Below are 15,264 nucleotides of genomic sequence, written 5' to 3' on the forward strand. Positions count from 1 at the left end.
TGTTCTCTCCTCGTGAGACGCCTCCGGGCCGCCCCCGCAGTGGACGCGGGCACCGCCCGGGACCCGCTCAGGCGGGTCGGCGGCCTCATGGGGGAGAGGCCCGGGGGAACGCCGGGCCGCGCCTCGCCGTCCGCCGGGAGGGGTCATCCCCGACGGGGCCGACGGGCCCGGCTCCACGGACCACCGAGTGTCCCGTACACGGGCCTTCGGCAACACGCTGACCAGGCAAGCCCATGAACGGGACCCTGGGCGGTTCGCGATAATGTTTCCCCCTGACAAGCTTTGGATACTTAGGCCGCCCGTGGGGATCCACGGGCTACACCGCTGGGAAGGCAATCCGTGAGTCCGACCCGCCAAGAAAATCGGCGTTCAAGTCTGCGCCGATGGGCACCACGCGGCGCCGCGCTCGCCGTGTTGGGGCTGGCCGCGACCGGCTGCGCGTCGAACGAGCTCACTCGTTTGGGCATGCCGGAGCCGATCACCGAGCAGGCCGAGCGTGTTCTCTCGCTCTGGCAGGGTTCCTGGGTGGCGGCTTTCGCGGTCGGCATTCTCGTGTGGGGACTGATCATCTGGTCGGTCATCTTCCACCGCAAGCGCTCTGAGCAGCTGCCGCCCCAGGTGCGCTACAACATGCCCATCGAGGCGCTCTACACCGTTCTTCCGATCGTCGTGGTCGCGGTGCTCTTCTACTTCACCGCGCGCGATCAGAACTACCTGCTGGACACCGAGCAGGAGGCCGACGTCCACGTCGAGGTCGTCGCCTTCCAGTGGGCCTGGCAGTTCAACTACCTGGACGCCCCCAAGGAGGAGGGCGGGCAGGTGCTGTTCTCCGAGGTCGGCATCCCCAACCCGGACGGCACCGCCGACCCCTCCACCCAGTCCACCCTGGTGCTTCCGGAGAACGCGGTCGTCCACTTCGACCTCCACTCCCCGGACGTGATCCACTCGTTCTGGGTCCCGGAGTTCGGGTTCAAGATGGACGTCATCCCCGGCCGGGACAACGCGTTCCAGGTGAACCTGGGTGACGACACCGCCGGTGAGTACATCGGCCGGTGCGCCGAGCTGTGCGGTGTGGACCACACCCGCATGCTCTTCAACGTCCAGGTCCTGTCCGAGGGCGACTACGAGTCCTGGGCCACCGAGCAGGAGCAGGCGGCCGAGGCCGAACGGACCGAGGCAGCCGAGACCCCCGACACCCCGGACTCCGGCGAGGACACCGGCGCCGAGGGTTCCAATGCCGAAGGCACGGGCTCCGGCGCCGACGAGGCCGAGGAGACCAACGAGTAATGAGCACGACCACCACCCCGACGCACACCGAAGGTCAGGGGGCGACGACCCACAAGGGCTCGAAGATCGTCAACTGGCTGACGTCGACCGACCACAAGGTCATCGGGTACATGTACCTGATCACCTCGTTCGCGTTCTTCCTCTTCGGTGGCGTCCTGGCGCTGCTCATGCGCGCCGAGCTGTTCTACCCGGGCATGCAGGTCATGTCCAACGAGCAGTTCAACCAGATGTTCACGATGCACGGCACGATCATGCTGCTGATGTTCGCGACCCCGCTGTTCGTCGGGTTCTCCAACGTCATCATGCCGTTGCAGATCGGGTCGCCCGACGTGGCGTTCCCCCGGATGAACCTGTTCAGTTACTACCTGTTCCTGTTCGGCAGCCTCATCGCCATCAGCGGGTTCCTGACCCCGGGCGGCGCGGCCAGCTTCGGCTGGTTCGCCTACACGCCGCTGTCCGACGCGGTCCGCTCCCCGGGCCTGGGCGGCGACCTGTGGATCCTGGGCCTGGCCGTCTCCGGTCTGGGCACCATCCTGGGCGCGGTCAACTTCATCACCACCGGGCTGTGCATGCGCGCGCCCGGCATGACGATGTTCCGCATGCCGATCTTCACCTGGAACACCCTGCTCACCAGCGTGCTGGTGCTCATCGCGTTCCCGGTGCTGACCGCGGCCCTGATCGCCCTGGGCGCCGACCGCATGCTCGGCACGCAGGTGTACAACGCCGAGCACGGCGGTGCCATCCTGTGGCAGCACCTGTTCTGGTTCTTCGGACACCCCGAGGTGTACATCATCGCCCTGCCGTTCTTCGGCATCGCGACGGAGATCCTCCCGGTGTTCAGCCGCAAGCCGATCTTCGGCTACAAGAGCCTCGTGGCCGCCACGATCGCCATCGCGGGCCTGTCCGTCACCGTGTGGGCCCACCACATGTTCCCGACGGGCGCGGTCCTGCTGCCGTTCTTCTCGTTCATGACGTTCCTCATCGCGGTGCCGACCGGTGTGAAGTTCTTCAACTGGATCGGCACGATGTGGCGCGGCCAGCTCACCTTCGAGACGCCGATGCTCTTCACCATCGGCTTCCTGGTGACCTTCCTCTTCGGCGGGCTCACCGGTGTGCTGCTGGCCTCCCCGCCGATCGACTTCCACGTCACCGACTCCTACTTCGTGGTGGCGCACTTCCACTACGTCGTGTTCGGCACCGTGGTGTTCGCGATGTTCGCGGGCTTCTACTTCTGGTGGCCCAAGTTCACTGGAAAGATGCTCAACGAGCCGCTCGGCAAGGTCCACTTCTGGCTGCTGTTCCTCGGCTTCCACGGCACGTTCCTGGTCCAGCACTGGCTGGGCGCCATGGGCTTCCCGCGCCGCTACGCCGACTACCTGCCGGGTGACGGCTTCACGCTGCTGAACCAGATCTCCTCGGTCTCCTCGTTCGTCCTGGCCGCCTCGACGCTGCTGTTCTTCTGGAACATGTACATCACGTCGAAGAACGCGCCCATGGTCGGTGTGGACGACCCGTGGGGCTACGGCTGCTCGTTGGAGTGGGCGACCTCCTGCCCGCCGCCCCGGCACAACTTCACGTCGCTGCCGCGGATCCGGTCCGAGCGTCCGGCGTTCGACCTCAACCACCCGCACGCCGCCGCCCCTGGCGCGGTCCCCGTCGGTGCCACGAAGGAGTAGGGGCGCATGAAGACGCAGGCCTATCTGTTCATGGGCGTCTCGACCTTCTTCGGTCTGGCTGCCGCCCTGTACGTCTACTGGTCCTGGCAGGACACCGGGGCCATCGAGTGGACCGGCACCACGGCGCTGGTCGTCTCGATCGGCTTCGGCTGGATGATCGGTTTCTGGCTCTGGCAGGCGGCCCGCCGCAGCGAGCACTTCCACGGTCTGCCCGCGGAGGAGCGGCTCGACGGTGAGATCGCCGAGAACGCCGGAGAGTACGGCTTCTTCAGCCCGCACAGCTGGTGGCCGATGTTCGTGGCACTGGCCGTCGCGTTCACCGCGGTGGGCGTGGCCATCGGCTGGTGGATGGTGATCATCGGTGGCTTCGCCGTCATCCTCACCTCCATCGGCTGGGTCTTCGAGTACTACCGCAAGGAGTTCCAGCACTAGCCGGAACACCGAGCCTCCGCCCCGGCGGCGGCCCCTCAGGGGGTCGCCGCCGGGGCTTTTCCGTGTCGGGAGGTGCCGGAGTGGCGAACACCGTGATCCGCCCCATGTCCGTTGTAACCTTATGGTCACTTAAAGTGACATCTGGGGGTTATGTCATGGACCGACGAGTCCGGTTCACCGGGCGCCTGGTCACCGGCACCATCGCCGCCGTCCTCCTGGCCACGGCCTGCACGGCCACGGAGGAGAGCGCGCCGGCGGCGCCCCGACCGCGGATCTCCGTCAGCCCGACACCGGGGGAGAGCGGTATCGCGCCCAACACGCCCGTACGGGTCTCGGTCGACGGCGGTGTCCTCACCGACGTGTCCGTCGAACAGGTCGGTGCCCGGGAGTGGGCGTCGGCGGAGTGGGGGGCCGAGGGCGACGAGCGGGCGTCCGTGGGCGGCTCCCTCACCGAGGACGGGTCCTCCTGGGTCAGCGACCGGAACCTGGCCCCCGGGTCCCGGGTGTCCGTCTACGCCACAGCGGAGGACGCCGACGGCGAGCGCAGCGAGGTGGTCTCCACGTTCGCCACCCACGAGGTGGCCGAGGACGCCCGCATGGCCGACCCGTTCGTCCTGCCGCAGGAGGGACAGACGGTCGGGGTGGGCATGCCGATCGTCGTCACCTTCGCCGAGCCCGTGGAACATCGCGAGCAGGTCGAGAACTCCATGCACGTGACCTCGGAGAAGGCCACCGAGGGCGCCTGGAACTGGACCGACGGGACCACCGCGGTGTTCCGCCCCGAGGAGTACTGGGAGCCCCACCAGAAGGTCGCCGTCGACCTGCGCCTGACCGGGGTCGAGGCCGCGGACGGGGTGTTCGGCGTCGCCGACCGGCGCGTCGAGTTCGAGGTCGGCCGCGAGCTCATCGCCACCATGCACGTCCCCGATCACCGGATGGACGTGGAGGTGGACGGCGAACGGGTCCGCTCCATCCCCGTCAGCAACGGCAAGGCGGAGCGGCGCTTCAACACCACGACCTCCGGCGTCCACGTCCTCATGGAGAGGTACGCCCGACTCGTGATGGACTCGGCGACGGTCGGCATCCCCGCGGGTTCGCCCGGGTACTACCGGGTCGACGTCGACTGGGCGGTGCGCACCTCCAACAGCGGCGAGTTCACCCACGCCGCACCCTGGAACGGGAGCATCGGCCACGCGAACCGGTCCAACGGCTGCACCAACATGTCCGTCTCCGACGCCCGCTGGTTCCACGACAACACGCTGATGGGGGACGTGCTGGAGACCACCGGCACCTCCAGGGAACTGGAGTGGGACAACGGGTGGGGCTTCTACCAGCGTTCGTGGAAGGAATGGCTGGAGCACAGTGAGACCGGTCGACCCCAGGTGACCGACGGGACGCCCCCTCCCGGCACCGTCCACGGCGAGGACCTGTGAGGCGGGGGAGCCCCAAGGGTCTCAGCGGGCCGTGAGAAGGGCCGTGAGGCGTTCGGAGGTCCTGTCCCAGGACCACTCCCGCTCCACCCATTCCCGGCCGCGTCCGCCCATCCGGGCGGCGCGGTCGGGGTCCTTCAGGAGGCGGACGAGCGCCCGGGCGGTGGGCCCCGGGAGGGTCCCGTCGACGACGTGCCCGGTCTCCCCGTCCAGCACCGCGTCCGGCGCGCCGCCGGAATCACCCGCCACCACCGGCAGACCCGTGGCGGAGGCCTCCAGGTAGACGATGCCCAACCCCTCGACGTCCAGGCCGCCACGCCGGGTACGGCACGGCATCGCGAACACGTCACCGGCGTCGTAGTGGGCGGGCAACTCCTCCGGGTCGACCGGCCCGGTCAGCACGACCGAGTCCAGCCCGGCCGCGGCCGACCGCAGCCGAGCCGCGTCGGGACCGTCGCCGACGATGAGCAGGGCCGCGTCGGGCACGTCGGCCAGCACACGGGGCCAGGCGCGCAGGAGGGTGTCCTGGCCCTTGCGGCGCACCAGTCGCGAGACGCACACCACCACCGGGCGTCCCCCCAGGCCGTAGCGGTCGCGGACCTTCCCGCCGCCCGCTCCGGGACGGAAACGGGTGGCGTCCACCCCCGGCGTCACCCGCCGCATGCGCGCCGCCGCGCCCGGGGACAGCGCCCGGGCCAACCGGCGTCGGGTGTACTCGCCCAGATGGGTGACCGTGTCGGTGGTGTCGCCGATGCGGCGCAGCGCCTCGCGCGCGCCCGGCAGCGCCGACCATCCCGTCTCGTGCCCGTGGGTCAGCGCCACCTGACGGCGCACCGTGCCCGACAACCGGCCGGCCAGCAGCCCCAACGGGGCGGCGGCCCCGTACAGCACCGCCTCGCGGTCCTCCAGCCGGGCGACGGCCTCCGCGCGCGCCGCCACGCGGGGGGTGGGCAGCAGGACCCGCGCGGCGTCGCGCACCACGGGGAAGGGCAGGCGCAGATCGAAACGGGGGTCGGCGGCGGCGTCCGCCCGGGAGGGCGAGGAGCAGTACACGACGACGTCGGGCAGACGCAGCGCCACCTCGTGGACGAAGGCCTCGATGCCCCCGGCGCGCGGAGGGAAGTCGTTGGTGATGATCAGGGTTCGCGGCACAGGCCGAGCGTAGCCGCCTCGGGCCGCGCACGCCCCGGACACGACGGAGCCCCGCACTCGATCGGGTGCGGGGCTCCGTGCGGTGAGGGCGACCGGGGTCCCCTCGACGCCGACGTGGTGGCGCCGCGCCCTCTCCGGACCGGTTCCCCGTTCACCCGCCTGTGGGGAAAGCCGTCCGACGCCGGCCTTCGAGGACGGGGAGACGGGCGTGCCGAAGCGGGATGAGGGCCCCGAGCGGTACGGACTACGGGCGGACCGCCGTCACGAAGTTCGCGCGGTAGTAGTCGCTGAGGGTGACGGTGCCGATGGGCCTGCTCGACGTCGAGGCGTGGACCATGACGTTGTCACCGGCGTACAGACCCACGTGGCTCGGGCTGGAGCCGTAGAAGAACAACAGGTCGCCGGGCTGCTTGTTCTCCCAGGAGACCCGCTGGCCGGCGTTGACCTGGTCGTAGGTGGTGCGCGGCAGGTTCACGCCCGCCTGACGCCAGGCGGCCTGGGTCAGGCCGGAGCAGTCGTAGCCGTTGGGGCCGGTGCCGCCCCACACGTAGGGCTTGCCGATCTGGGCGTAGGCGAAGTCCAGGGCCGCCTTGGCGTTGCCCGAGGCCGGGCCGGTGTACGTGCCGCCTCCGCCGGTACCGCTCCCGGTGCCGCCGCCTCCGGTGTTGGTGGTGTTGGCGGTGTTGGCGGTGTTGGCCGTGACCTCGGCCTGTTCCTCGGCGCTCAGCTCGTCGAGCAGGTCCTGCTGCTCGGAGAGCTTCTCCTCGGCCTTCTCGGTGGCCTCCTCCGCCTCTTCGAGGGCCTCGGCGGCCTCCTCCTCGGTGTCGGCGGCCTCGGTCTCCAGGGTCTCCAGCGCCGCCAGCTCTTCGAGGTACCGCTCAAGGTTGGCGTCGTGCTGGTCGGAGAGGTAGGTCAGGTCGGACTGGTGGACCATCGCCTCCTCGGGCCCGCCCGCTCCGATGAGCTGGGTGGGGGAGGTGAAGTCGGTGCCCGTGTAGGTGAGGTTGGCCAGGGTGCGCACACCGCGGCTCAGGCCCTCCACCCGCTCCCGCGCCTCCTCCAGGTCCTTCAGGATGTCCTGGAGCTTCTCCTCGGCGGCCTCGTGGGTCTCCTGGGCCTCGTTGTAGGTCGCGTTGAGTCCGATGAACTCCTCTTCGAGGCGTTCGATCTCCTCACGGACCTCCTCGATGGTCGGCTCCGCGTGGGCGACCGCGGTCGGTAGGAGGAAGGCACCCGAGGCCAGGATTGCGATGACCGATGCGCGGCGCGATACGGACACGGTGGGAAACACCTTCCTCAAGGGAGGACGCCGGTCGGAGAAGGGGCTCCGTACGACCGTCGGGGGACCGGACCGGCGTCATGAAGGGGTCGAAAGACGTTCGGCGTTGAACACTAGTGCATCCCTTGGGGCGCTCTCAACCTTTTCGTTACGTACCCGTCATTGACCGGGGGTGTCCGAAAATGAGGGGTCTCGATACGCCGAGAGGCCGCCCCCGCGATCGGGGACGGCCTCGTGGACGACGTCGTGTCAGGGACGCACGGCGAACTGGAACTGGCCGGCCCAGTAGGCGGCCAGACCGACCACCTCGATGTTGCGGCCGGTGCGCGGGGCGTGCACCATCTGCCCGTTGCCCGCGTACAGGCCGTTGTGGCCCAGGCTGCTGAAGAACATGATGTCGCCCGGCTGGAGGGCGTTCATGTCGTAGATGCGGGTGCCCACCTCGGCCTGGGAGTAGGTCGTCCGGGGCAGGTCCACACCGCCGTGACGCCAGGCGGCCTGGGTCAGGCCGGAGCAGTCGTAGCCGTTGGGGCCGGTGCCGCCGTAGATGTAGGGCTTGCCGATCTGGGCGTAGGCGAAGTCCAGGGCCAGGGCCGCGTTCCCGGTGGCCGAGCCGGTGTAGGACTGGCCGCCGGAGTCGTTCGCGCCCTCGGTGGAGACGTCGGCGTCGGGGAACTGGGTGAGCAGTTCCTCCTGCTCGGAGATCTTCTCCTCGACCTCGTCCTTGGCCTCTTCGCTCTTCTCCAGGGCCTCCTCGGCCTCTTCGAGAGCCTCCTCGGCCTCGTCCTTGAGGGAGAACAGGCGCTCGGCGGACTCGCCGAACTCGTCGAGCTGCGCCTTCTGCGAATCCGACAGGTAGTTGAGGTCGGCGGTCTGCTCCAACAGGTTCTCGGGCCCGTTGGAGGTCAGGAGGTTGGCCACCGAGTCCAGGTCGCCGGACTGGTAGGTCGCGTTGGCGAGCTTCTGGACCTTCTCCTTGAGAGCCTCGTAGTTCTCCTGCTCGGCCCCGACCTCTTCGTCGAGTTCGTCGTACCGGGCCTCGGCGACCTCGTGGTCCTCCTTGGCCTGGTTGTACTCCTCGACCGCCGTGGAGGCCTCCTCGTTGAGGCGCTCGATCTCCTCCTCCACCTCCTCGCGGGTCGGCTCCGCGTAGGCGGTGCCGGGGACGAGGAGTGAGCCGGCGACGACCGCTCCGATTCCCGTCGAAGCGGCGATTCGGCGAGCCGTACGCCGACCACCGGTGTTCTTCATGGCGGGCCACGCTCCTTGGGGTGTGAGAAATCCGCACGGGGGTGCTGGGGGGTGAAACGTACCGGGAGAGGCGCCCACGTTCGGGACAGGGGCACCGCGTGAGTGTGCGGGAGTCCGCCGGGGGACACGGGTGGCGTGCTATCCGGTAGAGCACTCACGTTCCCGGTAGAACCTAGCGGACCGCCCGGCTCGGCTCAACCACGGGGCCGAACACATGGCGTGGATCTCAAGGGGGGAAGCGGACACGGGTGCGGCGCCCCGGGCGCCGCACCCGCCTCAACCGTGCGACTCCAACCTGCGAAGGAAGATGGGCGAGGAGATCGCCCGGGCCCCGGCCCGCCGCACCGCGCCCACGATCTCCCGGTCGGAGGTGACGACGGCGATCGGCCGCCCCGGGGGTTCGGCGCGCACGAGGCGAACGATCAGCTCGTCCGCGGTCTCCCCGGGGGCGCTGAACAGCAGCCGCACCCGTCGGGTCTGCGCCACCACGGGCGGCGTGTCCACGTCCGCCCCGTCGAACACGCAGGTGATCTCGGCCTTGGTCCGACTGGCCACCCCCTCCAGGGAGGACAGCAGTCGGGTGCGCTGATCGGCCAGCGGCAGCGTCCCGTACCCGGTCTTGGTGACGTTGTAGCCGTCCACCAGAAGATGCACGCGCGGCACCGTCAACAGGTATTCGAGCAACCCGGGGTCGTCGTCGGGCAGCCCGCCCAGGGACACCCGTCGGCGCTCGTCGGTCTCGGCCACCACCAGGTCGGCGGGATCGTCCACGGAGGCGGGCAGCGCGAGTTCCCGTCGCAGCCCGTGGGACGCGTCCACCAGCACGTCGAGCAGGACGCGCAGCCGGGCGTCGTCGGCGTTTCGGCCCGCCCGTGCCGCCCGTCGGGCGTTCTCCACCTGGGCCTCGGCGGCGGACAACCGCGCCTTGAGCCGCCGGTTCTCCGACTCCAACGCGCCGAGTCGGCCGGTGATCGTCGCGGCGCGCTCGTCCGTCTCCGAGGTGATCCGATCGGCCCGGGACAGCGCCTCCTTGGCCCGGCGCCGTTCGGTGTGCACCTTCTGGCGCAGCTCGCCGATCTCGGCGCGCTGCTCCTTGATCTGGGAGCGCAACCGCTCCAGTTCGGACCGATGCTCCTCGCGGGTCTCCTCCAGCCGACGTCGCGCCGCGTCGAGCGCCTCGGCGGCCTCGTCCGCCTCCTTGGCACCGACCTGGCGGTCCAACTCCCGGTGGACACCCTCGATGATGTCCGCCCAACCCGACGGACGCAGGAGATAGGCGCAGGCCGCCACCGCCACGGGGTCCGCGGCGGGCGGTACCAGGCCCGAACGCAGACCCTCGGCGAGTTCGGGCCACACCTGTTCGACCCGGTCGGCCACCAGGGCTCGGAACTCCGGGTCGTTCTCCAGTTGCGCGGCGATCTGCGGACCGGCCAACCGCGCCCGACGGCGCGGTTCGAACTTGGCGACCCGTCTCAGCGCCGGCGGAAGTTCCGCGGCGCGCATCCCACCCAGCACGTCGGAGCCGTAGTCGACGATCCGGGAGCGCACGGCCTCGGGCAGCGGGCGGAGCAGCCGCCCCTCCTCCGCCTCGGGAACGAGCGCCGACGCGGTGTCCCCGGAGTCGCCGGCCTCCGGGCCGGTGCTCATGCCCGACCCGTCGGGCTCTCCGCCGAAGTGTCGGAGACCGACCGGTCGGCGTCGGGGCGGGCGATGATCTCGATGCGGTCCGCGGCCCCGCACCACCGGCACTTGACCTGCTCGATCGTCTCGGAGAGCGTGGTGCGCTCCTCCACCCGACCCTCGCCGGCCAGGTCCAGGTGCAGGTAGTCCTGGGAGCGGACGGTGCGCGTCACGTCGAACCGCGTGAGGTTGCCGCATCCGGTGCACCGCCACCGCTCATTGTCACCCGGCATCGCGATCCCCACGGTTCCTCCTCTTGTCGTGTACGGCACGAGAGCCTTGTGCCCCATCACCCACATCTTTCCATGTCGGGCGGGTCGCACCGGAGGCCGGCCGCGTTCGGTCGTCGGCGCCGATTACCCTGACCGGGTGGTTCGACGGTCCGCGGTGCCTCAGGGCGTGCAACTCGACATCGGTGATCTCGGCACCCCACTGGGCGCCGTGTCCTTCGTCGTGCTCGACCTGGAGACCACCGGCACCAGCGCCACGAACTCCAGGATCACCGAGGTCGGGGCGGTGCGGGTGCGCGACGGCGAGGTCGTGGAGGAGTTCACCACCCTGGTCGACCCGGGGATCCTCATCCCGGCCGAGATCACCCTGCTCACCGGCATCACCCAGTCCATGGTGGCCACCGCGCCGCCCATGGAGGAGGTACTGCCGAAGGTCCTCGCCTTCCTCACCGCCGAGGCCGGTAGCGCCCTGGTCGCCCACAACGCCCCCTTCGACGTGGGATTCCTCAAGGCGGCCTGCGAACGCCACGGCGTGGAGTGGCCGGCCCCGCCCGTGGTGGACACCCTCCGCCTCGCCCGCGCGGTGCTGCCCCCAGGGCAGACGCGCAATCACCGACTGGGCACCCTGGCCGCGTTCTTCGGCTCGCCCGTCACCCCCAACCACCGGGCCCTGGACGACGCCCGCGCCACCGTCACCGTCCTCAACGGACTCATCGACCGACTGACACCCCTGGGTGTGGGCAGCCTGGAGGAACTGCGCGCCGTCAGTAAACCGCCCACCCGCGCCCAGCGGGCCAAGCGGCACCTGGCCGAAGGGCTGCCGGAAAGGCCCGGCGTGTACGTGTTCACCGACGCGCGCGGCGGTGACCTGTACGTGGGCAAGAGCAACAACCTGCGCCGCCGGGTGGCCTCCTACTTCACCGCCGCCGAGAACCGGCAGAGGATCCGGGAGATGGCCGGGGTCGTCGAGGGCGTCACCCCCATCGTGTGCGCCACCGAACTGGAGGCGTCGGTCCGCGAACTGCGCATCATCGCCGAACGCAAGCCCCCCTACAACCGCCGGTCGCGCAACCCCGAACGGGCCCGCTGGGTCACCCTCACCACCGAGACGTATCCGCGCCTGTCGGTGGTGTCCACGGTCAAGGACGACGGCGCCCCCTACATCGGCCCCTACGGTTCGGCGTCCGAGGCCGAACAGGCCAAGGAAGCGCTGCTGCACGCCCTGCCGCTGCGTCAGTGCACGCACCGGCTCACCGTCGAGGGCGACGGAACGGTCCCCTGTGTGCTGGCCCAACTGGGCCGGTGCGGAGCGCCCTGCGACGGCACCGAACCCCTCGCCGACTACCTGGCGCACGCCGAGGCCGCGCGCACCGCCATGACCGGTGACCCCGCCGTGATCGTGGACGCCCACACCGCGCGCATCTCCGAACTCGCCGCCCACCTGCGTTACGAGGAGGCCGCCGCCCTGCGCGACCGCCTCACGGCCTTCCTGCGCGGTGCCCGCCGGGCCCAGCGCCTGGCGGCCATCGCCGCCGTGCCCCATCTCGTCGCCACGCGGCGCGGCCCCACCGGGTGGGACACGAGCGTGGTCCGGTACGGCCGCCTCGCCGCCGGCGCCGTCCTGGAGCCCGGGATGGAACCCGCCGCGTTCCTGCGCGCCCTGGTCGCCACCGCCGAGACCGTCGAACCGGCGGTCGGGCCGCTGCCGAGCGCCCTGCCCGCCGAGACCGAACTGATCCTGACCTGGCTCGACGATCCCGCCACGCGGTTGGTGGAGATCGAGGGGGAGTGGACGTGCCCGTTGCGCGCCGCCGAGGCGCACACGGAGATGACACACTGGGCGTATGGCCGCGCTACCGCTCAATGACGACTACCCCGTCCGCCGCGCCCCCGTCGTCGCCTACACGCTGATCGCGGCCAACGTCCTCGCCTACCTCATGTCCCCGCAGGCGGCCACCGCGGTCTGGTACTCGGCCGACATGGTGGAGCGGTTCTGCGAGATCCAGGATTACTTCATGCGGTGGGGCGCCGTCCCCGCCGAGATGTTCGGGTACGTGGACCTGGCCGAGCCGGTGGTCCCCGAATGCGGCTCCCTTGAGGGCAAATCCGTCTGGCTGTCGGTGTTCGCCTCGATGTTCGTCCACTCCGGTGCCTTCCACCTGGTGGGGAACATGGTCTACCTGTTCGTGTTCGGCCCCGTGGTGGAGGACCGCATCGGACGGCTGCGCTTCCTGGCGCTGTACCTGGTCACCGGGCTGGCCGCCGCCTACGGCTTCGCCCTGGGCGACCCGCAGGGGCAGATCCCCATGGTCGGCGCCTCCGGGGCGATCTCCGGGGTGCTGGGCGCCTACCTGGTGGTGCAGTTCCGCAGCCGGGTGACCACCCTGGTGTTCGGCGTCGTCCCCATGCGCCTGCCGGGGTGGGCGCTGGTGGGCAGCTACTTCGTCCTTCAGTATCTTCTCTACGTCACCACATCGAACGCCCCCGGTGCCGGCTCCGGCGTCGCCTACGCGGCGCACGTGTACGGATTCGTCGCCGGGGTGATCGCGGGATGGGTGGTCTACCGGCTGCGATGGCGCTCCGGGACGCGGCTCTCCGACGTCTACTAGCCGTGCGCGCGCCCGGGGCCGTCCGCCCGCGCCGACACCGCCCTGGAGGCACAGTGATCACCGCGATCGTCATGATCAAGGCCGACGTCCACCGCATCGCCGAGGTCGCCGAGGCCATCGCCGAGATCGACGGGGTGAGCGAGGTCTACTCGGTCACCGGCGGGGTCGACCTCATCGCCATGGTGCGGGTGCGCCGCCACGAGGACCTGGCCGAGGTCATCCCCGGGCGGGTCAACAAGGTGCCCGGGGTGACCTCGTCCGACACCCACATCTCCTTCCAGACCTACTCCAAGCACGATCTGGAGTCGGCGTTCGCCATCGGCTGGTAGCCGAACGCGCGAACACCCCGACACGACGGAGGGGGCGGTGCCGGTCGCGGCACCGCCCCCTCCGTCGTGTCGGGCGGGGTCAGACCTTCTTCGCCAGGGACTGACTGATCTCCACCCAGCCGGCCAGGGTCCGCTCGGCGGCACCGCTGTCGATGGCCGCGACCGCCCGTTCGTACCCCACGCGCACGGCGTCCAGGAGCGGCCCCTCGACGCCGTCCACGGAGGCCAGCGCCGCGCCCGCGTTGAGCAGGACCGCGTCGCGCACCGGACCGGGCCGTCCCGCCACCAGGTCGCGCACCGCCTGGGCGTTGAACTCCACGTCGCCACCGCGCAGCGCGTCCGGGGCCGACCGCTCGATGCCCAGGTCCGCCGGGTCCAGCGTCTCGCGCCGGGCCTCGCCGTCGCGCACCACCCACACCGTGGAGGTGGTCGTGGTGGTCAGCTCGTCCAGGCCGTCGTCGCCCCGGAACACCAGCGCCGACGCGCCCCGCCCGGCGAACACCCCGGCGATGACCTCGCACATGCGCTCGTCGAACACGCCGATCGCCGACGCGGTCGGCCGGGCCGGGTTGGTGAGCGGGCCCAGGAAGTTGAACACGGTCGGCACCGCCAGTTCGCGGCGGGGCTTGGCCGCGAATCGCAGCGACGGGTGGAACAGGGGGGCGAAGCAGAAGGTGATGCCCGCCTCCTCCGCCGTGCGCGCGGTCAGCTCCGGCGGCAGGTCCAGGACCACGCCCAGTCGCTCCAGCACGTCGGCCGTCCCGCAGGACGAGGACGCGGCGCGGTTGCCGTGCTTGACCACACGGGCCCCGGCCGCCGAGGCGACGATCGCCGCCATCGTCGACACGTTCACCGTGTGCGCCCGGTCGCCCCCGGTACCGACGATGTCCAGGGTCGGGCCGGGCACCTCGACGCGGACCGCGTTGTCGAGCATGCCCTGGGCCAGACCGGTCACCTCGGACACGCTCTCGCCCTTGGCGCGCAGGGCGATCGCGAATCCCGCGATCTGGGCGTCGGTCGCCGAACCCGACATGATCTCGTTCATCGCCCACGCGGTGTCGGGGGCGCTGAGGGTGACACCGCCGAGCAGGGCGGTGATGAGGTTGGCCCAGGTCCGCTCGGTGACGGCGGAACCCTCATCGGACGCGGGACGGGCGGGGACGTTCACGATTCTTCGACTCCATGCATGACGTGGGCGAGGCCGGGGCGGCGCGGGTCGTACCGCACCGCCGATCAGGGCACCGGGGGATCAGGGCAGGGCGCGGCGACGCCATCGCCCGGTGTCGGCGCCGTGGTTGAGGGCCCCGCCCACCGCGCGGCGACGGCGCATGTCCCGCTCGCCGTTGTCGACTCTCATGGGGTCACCCGCTGAGCGCGGTGAGCCGGCGACGCATCAGCTCCGCCAGCGAACCCGCCAGCGCGACCGGGTCGATCGGGTGGCTCACCACCTGCTCGGCCTGCGACCAGGTCGCCAGCCAGCCGTCGTCGCGGCGGCCCACCAGCAGCAGCACCGGTGGGCACTGGAAGATCTCGTCCTTGACCTGACGGCACAGGCCCATGCCGCCCACCGGGGCGGCCTCGCCGTCGAAGATCGCGACGTCGATGCGCTCGGCCGGGTCGGTCGTCTCCAGTTTGCGCAGCACCATCGGCGCGGTCGCGCACTCGACGATCTCCACCCGGGGCACGTCGGCGGCGGGGCGACGCCCGATCGCCAGGCGCACCTGCTCGCGCGTGTCGGCCTTGTCGCTGTAGACCAGTACGCGCATCCGGGCACCCGTGTCCGTACCGCTGACCACCATCGCGCAACCGTCCCATCGCTTCGGACCAGGGCCGCCGCCATGGGGGGTGCGGCCGAGGCGTCCATTGGCTGTATGCCTCTGACTGTATTGCCTTGTGGTCCCGCTGCCCA

General features: G+C 70.7%; 14 protein-coding genes. 7 read left to right on the plus strand and 7 right to left on the minus strand.

Annotated elements, in window-relative coordinates; genetic code table 11:
- Positions 1-339: 339 nt before the first annotated feature.
- The 4 genes from ctaC to RM479_RS10245 all read left to right on the plus strand — a co-directional run bounded on the left by ctaC (position 340) and on the right by RM479_RS10245 (position 4,828).
- Positions 340-1,287: an aa3-type cytochrome oxidase subunit II gene (ctaC, locus tag RM479_RS10230; RefSeq protein WP_449589941.1), complete on the plus strand. Its 948-nt coding sequence runs from the start codon at positions 340-342 to the stop codon at positions 1,285-1,287.
- The gene (gene ctaD / locus RM479_RS10235; protein WP_311511480.1) at positions 1,287-2,963 is read left to right on the plus strand and encodes an aa3-type cytochrome oxidase subunit I; all 1,677 of its coding nucleotides are present in this window, start codon (positions 1,287-1,289) and stop codon (positions 2,961-2,963) included. Before ctaC ends, ctaD begins: the two co-directional genes overlap by 1 nt.
- A 6-nt stretch (positions 2,964-2,969) precedes the next feature.
- Positions 2,970-3,395: a cytochrome c oxidase subunit 4 gene (locus RM479_RS10240; protein ID WP_274812000.1), complete on the plus strand. Its 426-nt coding sequence runs from the start codon at positions 2,970-2,972 to the stop codon at positions 3,393-3,395.
- 155 nt (positions 3,396-3,550) lie between these two features.
- Positions 3,551-4,828 carry a L,D-transpeptidase gene (locus RM479_RS10245; RefSeq protein ID WP_311511481.1) on the plus strand — a complete coding sequence of 426 codons (1,278 nt, stop codon included), beginning with the start codon at positions 3,551-3,553 and terminating at the stop codon, positions 4,826-4,828.
- A 21-nt stretch (positions 4,829-4,849) separates the two neighbouring features.
- Here the strand turns inward: RM479_RS10245 and RM479_RS10250 are convergent, their stop codons facing one another.
- The 5 genes from RM479_RS10250 to RM479_RS10270 all read right to left on the minus strand — a co-directional run bounded on the left by RM479_RS10250 (position 4,850) and on the right by RM479_RS10270 (position 10,432).
- On the minus strand, positions 4,850-5,977 hold the full coding sequence (locus tag RM479_RS10250; RefSeq protein WP_311511482.1) for a glycosyltransferase family 4 protein: 1,128 nt from the start codon (positions 5,975-5,977) through the stop codon (positions 4,850-4,852).
- A 244-nt stretch (positions 5,978-6,221) separates the two neighbouring features.
- Positions 6,222-7,256, minus strand: a complete 1,035-nt coding sequence (locus RM479_RS10255; RefSeq protein ID WP_311511483.1) for a C40 family peptidase — start codon at positions 7,254-7,256, stop codon at positions 6,222-6,224.
- 249 nt (positions 7,257-7,505) lie between these two features.
- Positions 7,506-8,507 carry a C40 family peptidase gene (locus tag RM479_RS10260; protein WP_311511484.1) on the minus strand — a complete coding sequence of 334 codons (1,002 nt, stop codon included), beginning with the start codon at positions 8,505-8,507 and terminating at the stop codon, positions 7,506-7,508.
- A 276-nt stretch (positions 8,508-8,783) separates the two neighbouring features.
- Entirely contained in the window at positions 8,784-10,154 is a 1,371-nt protein-coding gene (locus tag RM479_RS10265; RefSeq protein WP_311511485.1) for an NYN domain-containing protein, read from the minus strand.
- The gene (locus RM479_RS10270) at positions 10,151-10,432 is read right to left on the minus strand and encodes a hypothetical protein (protein ID WP_311511486.1); all 282 of its coding nucleotides are present in this window, start codon (positions 10,430-10,432) and stop codon (positions 10,151-10,153) included. Before RM479_RS10270 ends, RM479_RS10265 begins: the two co-directional genes overlap by 4 nt.
- Positions 10,433-10,556: 124 nt before the next feature.
- Between RM479_RS10270 and RM479_RS10275 the strand changes: the two genes are divergently transcribed.
- The 3 genes from RM479_RS10275 to RM479_RS10285 are packed head-to-tail and all read left to right on the plus strand — an operon-like array spanning position 10,557 to position 13,355.
- On the plus strand, positions 10,557-12,284 hold the full coding sequence (locus RM479_RS10275; RefSeq protein WP_311511487.1) for a DEDD exonuclease domain-containing protein: 1,728 nt from the start codon (positions 10,557-10,559) through the stop codon (positions 12,282-12,284).
- Entirely contained in the window at positions 12,262-13,026 is a 765-nt protein-coding gene (locus RM479_RS10280; protein ID WP_274812008.1) for a rhomboid family intramembrane serine protease, read from the plus strand. Before RM479_RS10275 ends, RM479_RS10280 begins: the two co-directional genes overlap by 23 nt.
- A gap of 53 nt (positions 13,027-13,079) precedes the next feature.
- Positions 13,080-13,355 carry an Lrp/AsnC family transcriptional regulator gene (locus RM479_RS10285; RefSeq protein WP_274812009.1) on the plus strand — a complete coding sequence of 92 codons (276 nt, stop codon included), beginning with the start codon at positions 13,080-13,082 and terminating at the stop codon, positions 13,353-13,355.
- A gap of 79 nt (positions 13,356-13,434) precedes the next feature.
- Here the strand turns inward: RM479_RS10285 and trpD are convergent, their stop codons facing one another.
- Both trpD and RM479_RS10295 read right to left on the minus strand, forming a co-directional pair.
- Positions 13,435-14,523: an anthranilate phosphoribosyltransferase gene (gene trpD, locus RM479_RS10290; RefSeq protein WP_311511488.1), complete on the minus strand. Its 1,089-nt coding sequence runs from the start codon at positions 14,521-14,523 to the stop codon at positions 13,435-13,437.
- A 193-nt stretch (positions 14,524-14,716) separates the two neighbouring features.
- A complete protein-coding gene (locus RM479_RS10295; protein ID WP_274812011.1) occupies positions 14,717-15,154 on the minus strand; it encodes a hypothetical protein in 438 nt (145 codons plus the stop codon).
- Positions 15,155-15,264: the final 110 nt, after the last annotated feature.

The sequence above is a fragment of the Nocardiopsis lambiniae genome (assembly GCF_031845465.1).
Lineage (GTDB): Bacteria > Actinomycetota > Actinomycetes > Streptosporangiales > Streptosporangiaceae > Nocardiopsis > Nocardiopsis lambiniae.

Coding starts and splice junctions, on each gene's coding strand:
- ctaD (WP_311511480.1), top strand. CDS start 1,287: ATGAGCACGACCACCACCCCGACGCACACCGAAGGTCAGGGGGCGACG.
- RM479_RS10280 (WP_274812008.1), top strand. CDS start 12,262: ATGGCCGCGCTACCGCTCAATGACGACTACCCCGTCCGCCGCGCCCCC.
- RM479_RS10265 (WP_311511485.1), bottom strand. CDS start 10,154: ATGAGCACCGGCCCGGAGGCCGGCGACTCCGGGGACACCGCGTCGGCG.
- RM479_RS10295 (WP_274812011.1), bottom strand. CDS start 15,154: ATGGTGGTCAGCGGTACGGACACGGGTGCCCGGATGCGCGTACTGGTC.
- RM479_RS10240 (WP_274812000.1), top strand. CDS start 2,970: ATGAAGACGCAGGCCTATCTGTTCATGGGCGTCTCGACCTTCTTCGGT.
- RM479_RS10260 (WP_311511484.1), bottom strand. CDS start 8,507: ATGAAGAACACCGGTGGTCGGCGTACGGCTCGCCGAATCGCCGCTTCG.
- RM479_RS10245 (WP_311511481.1), top strand. CDS start 3,551: ATGGACCGACGAGTCCGGTTCACCGGGCGCCTGGTCACCGGCACCATC.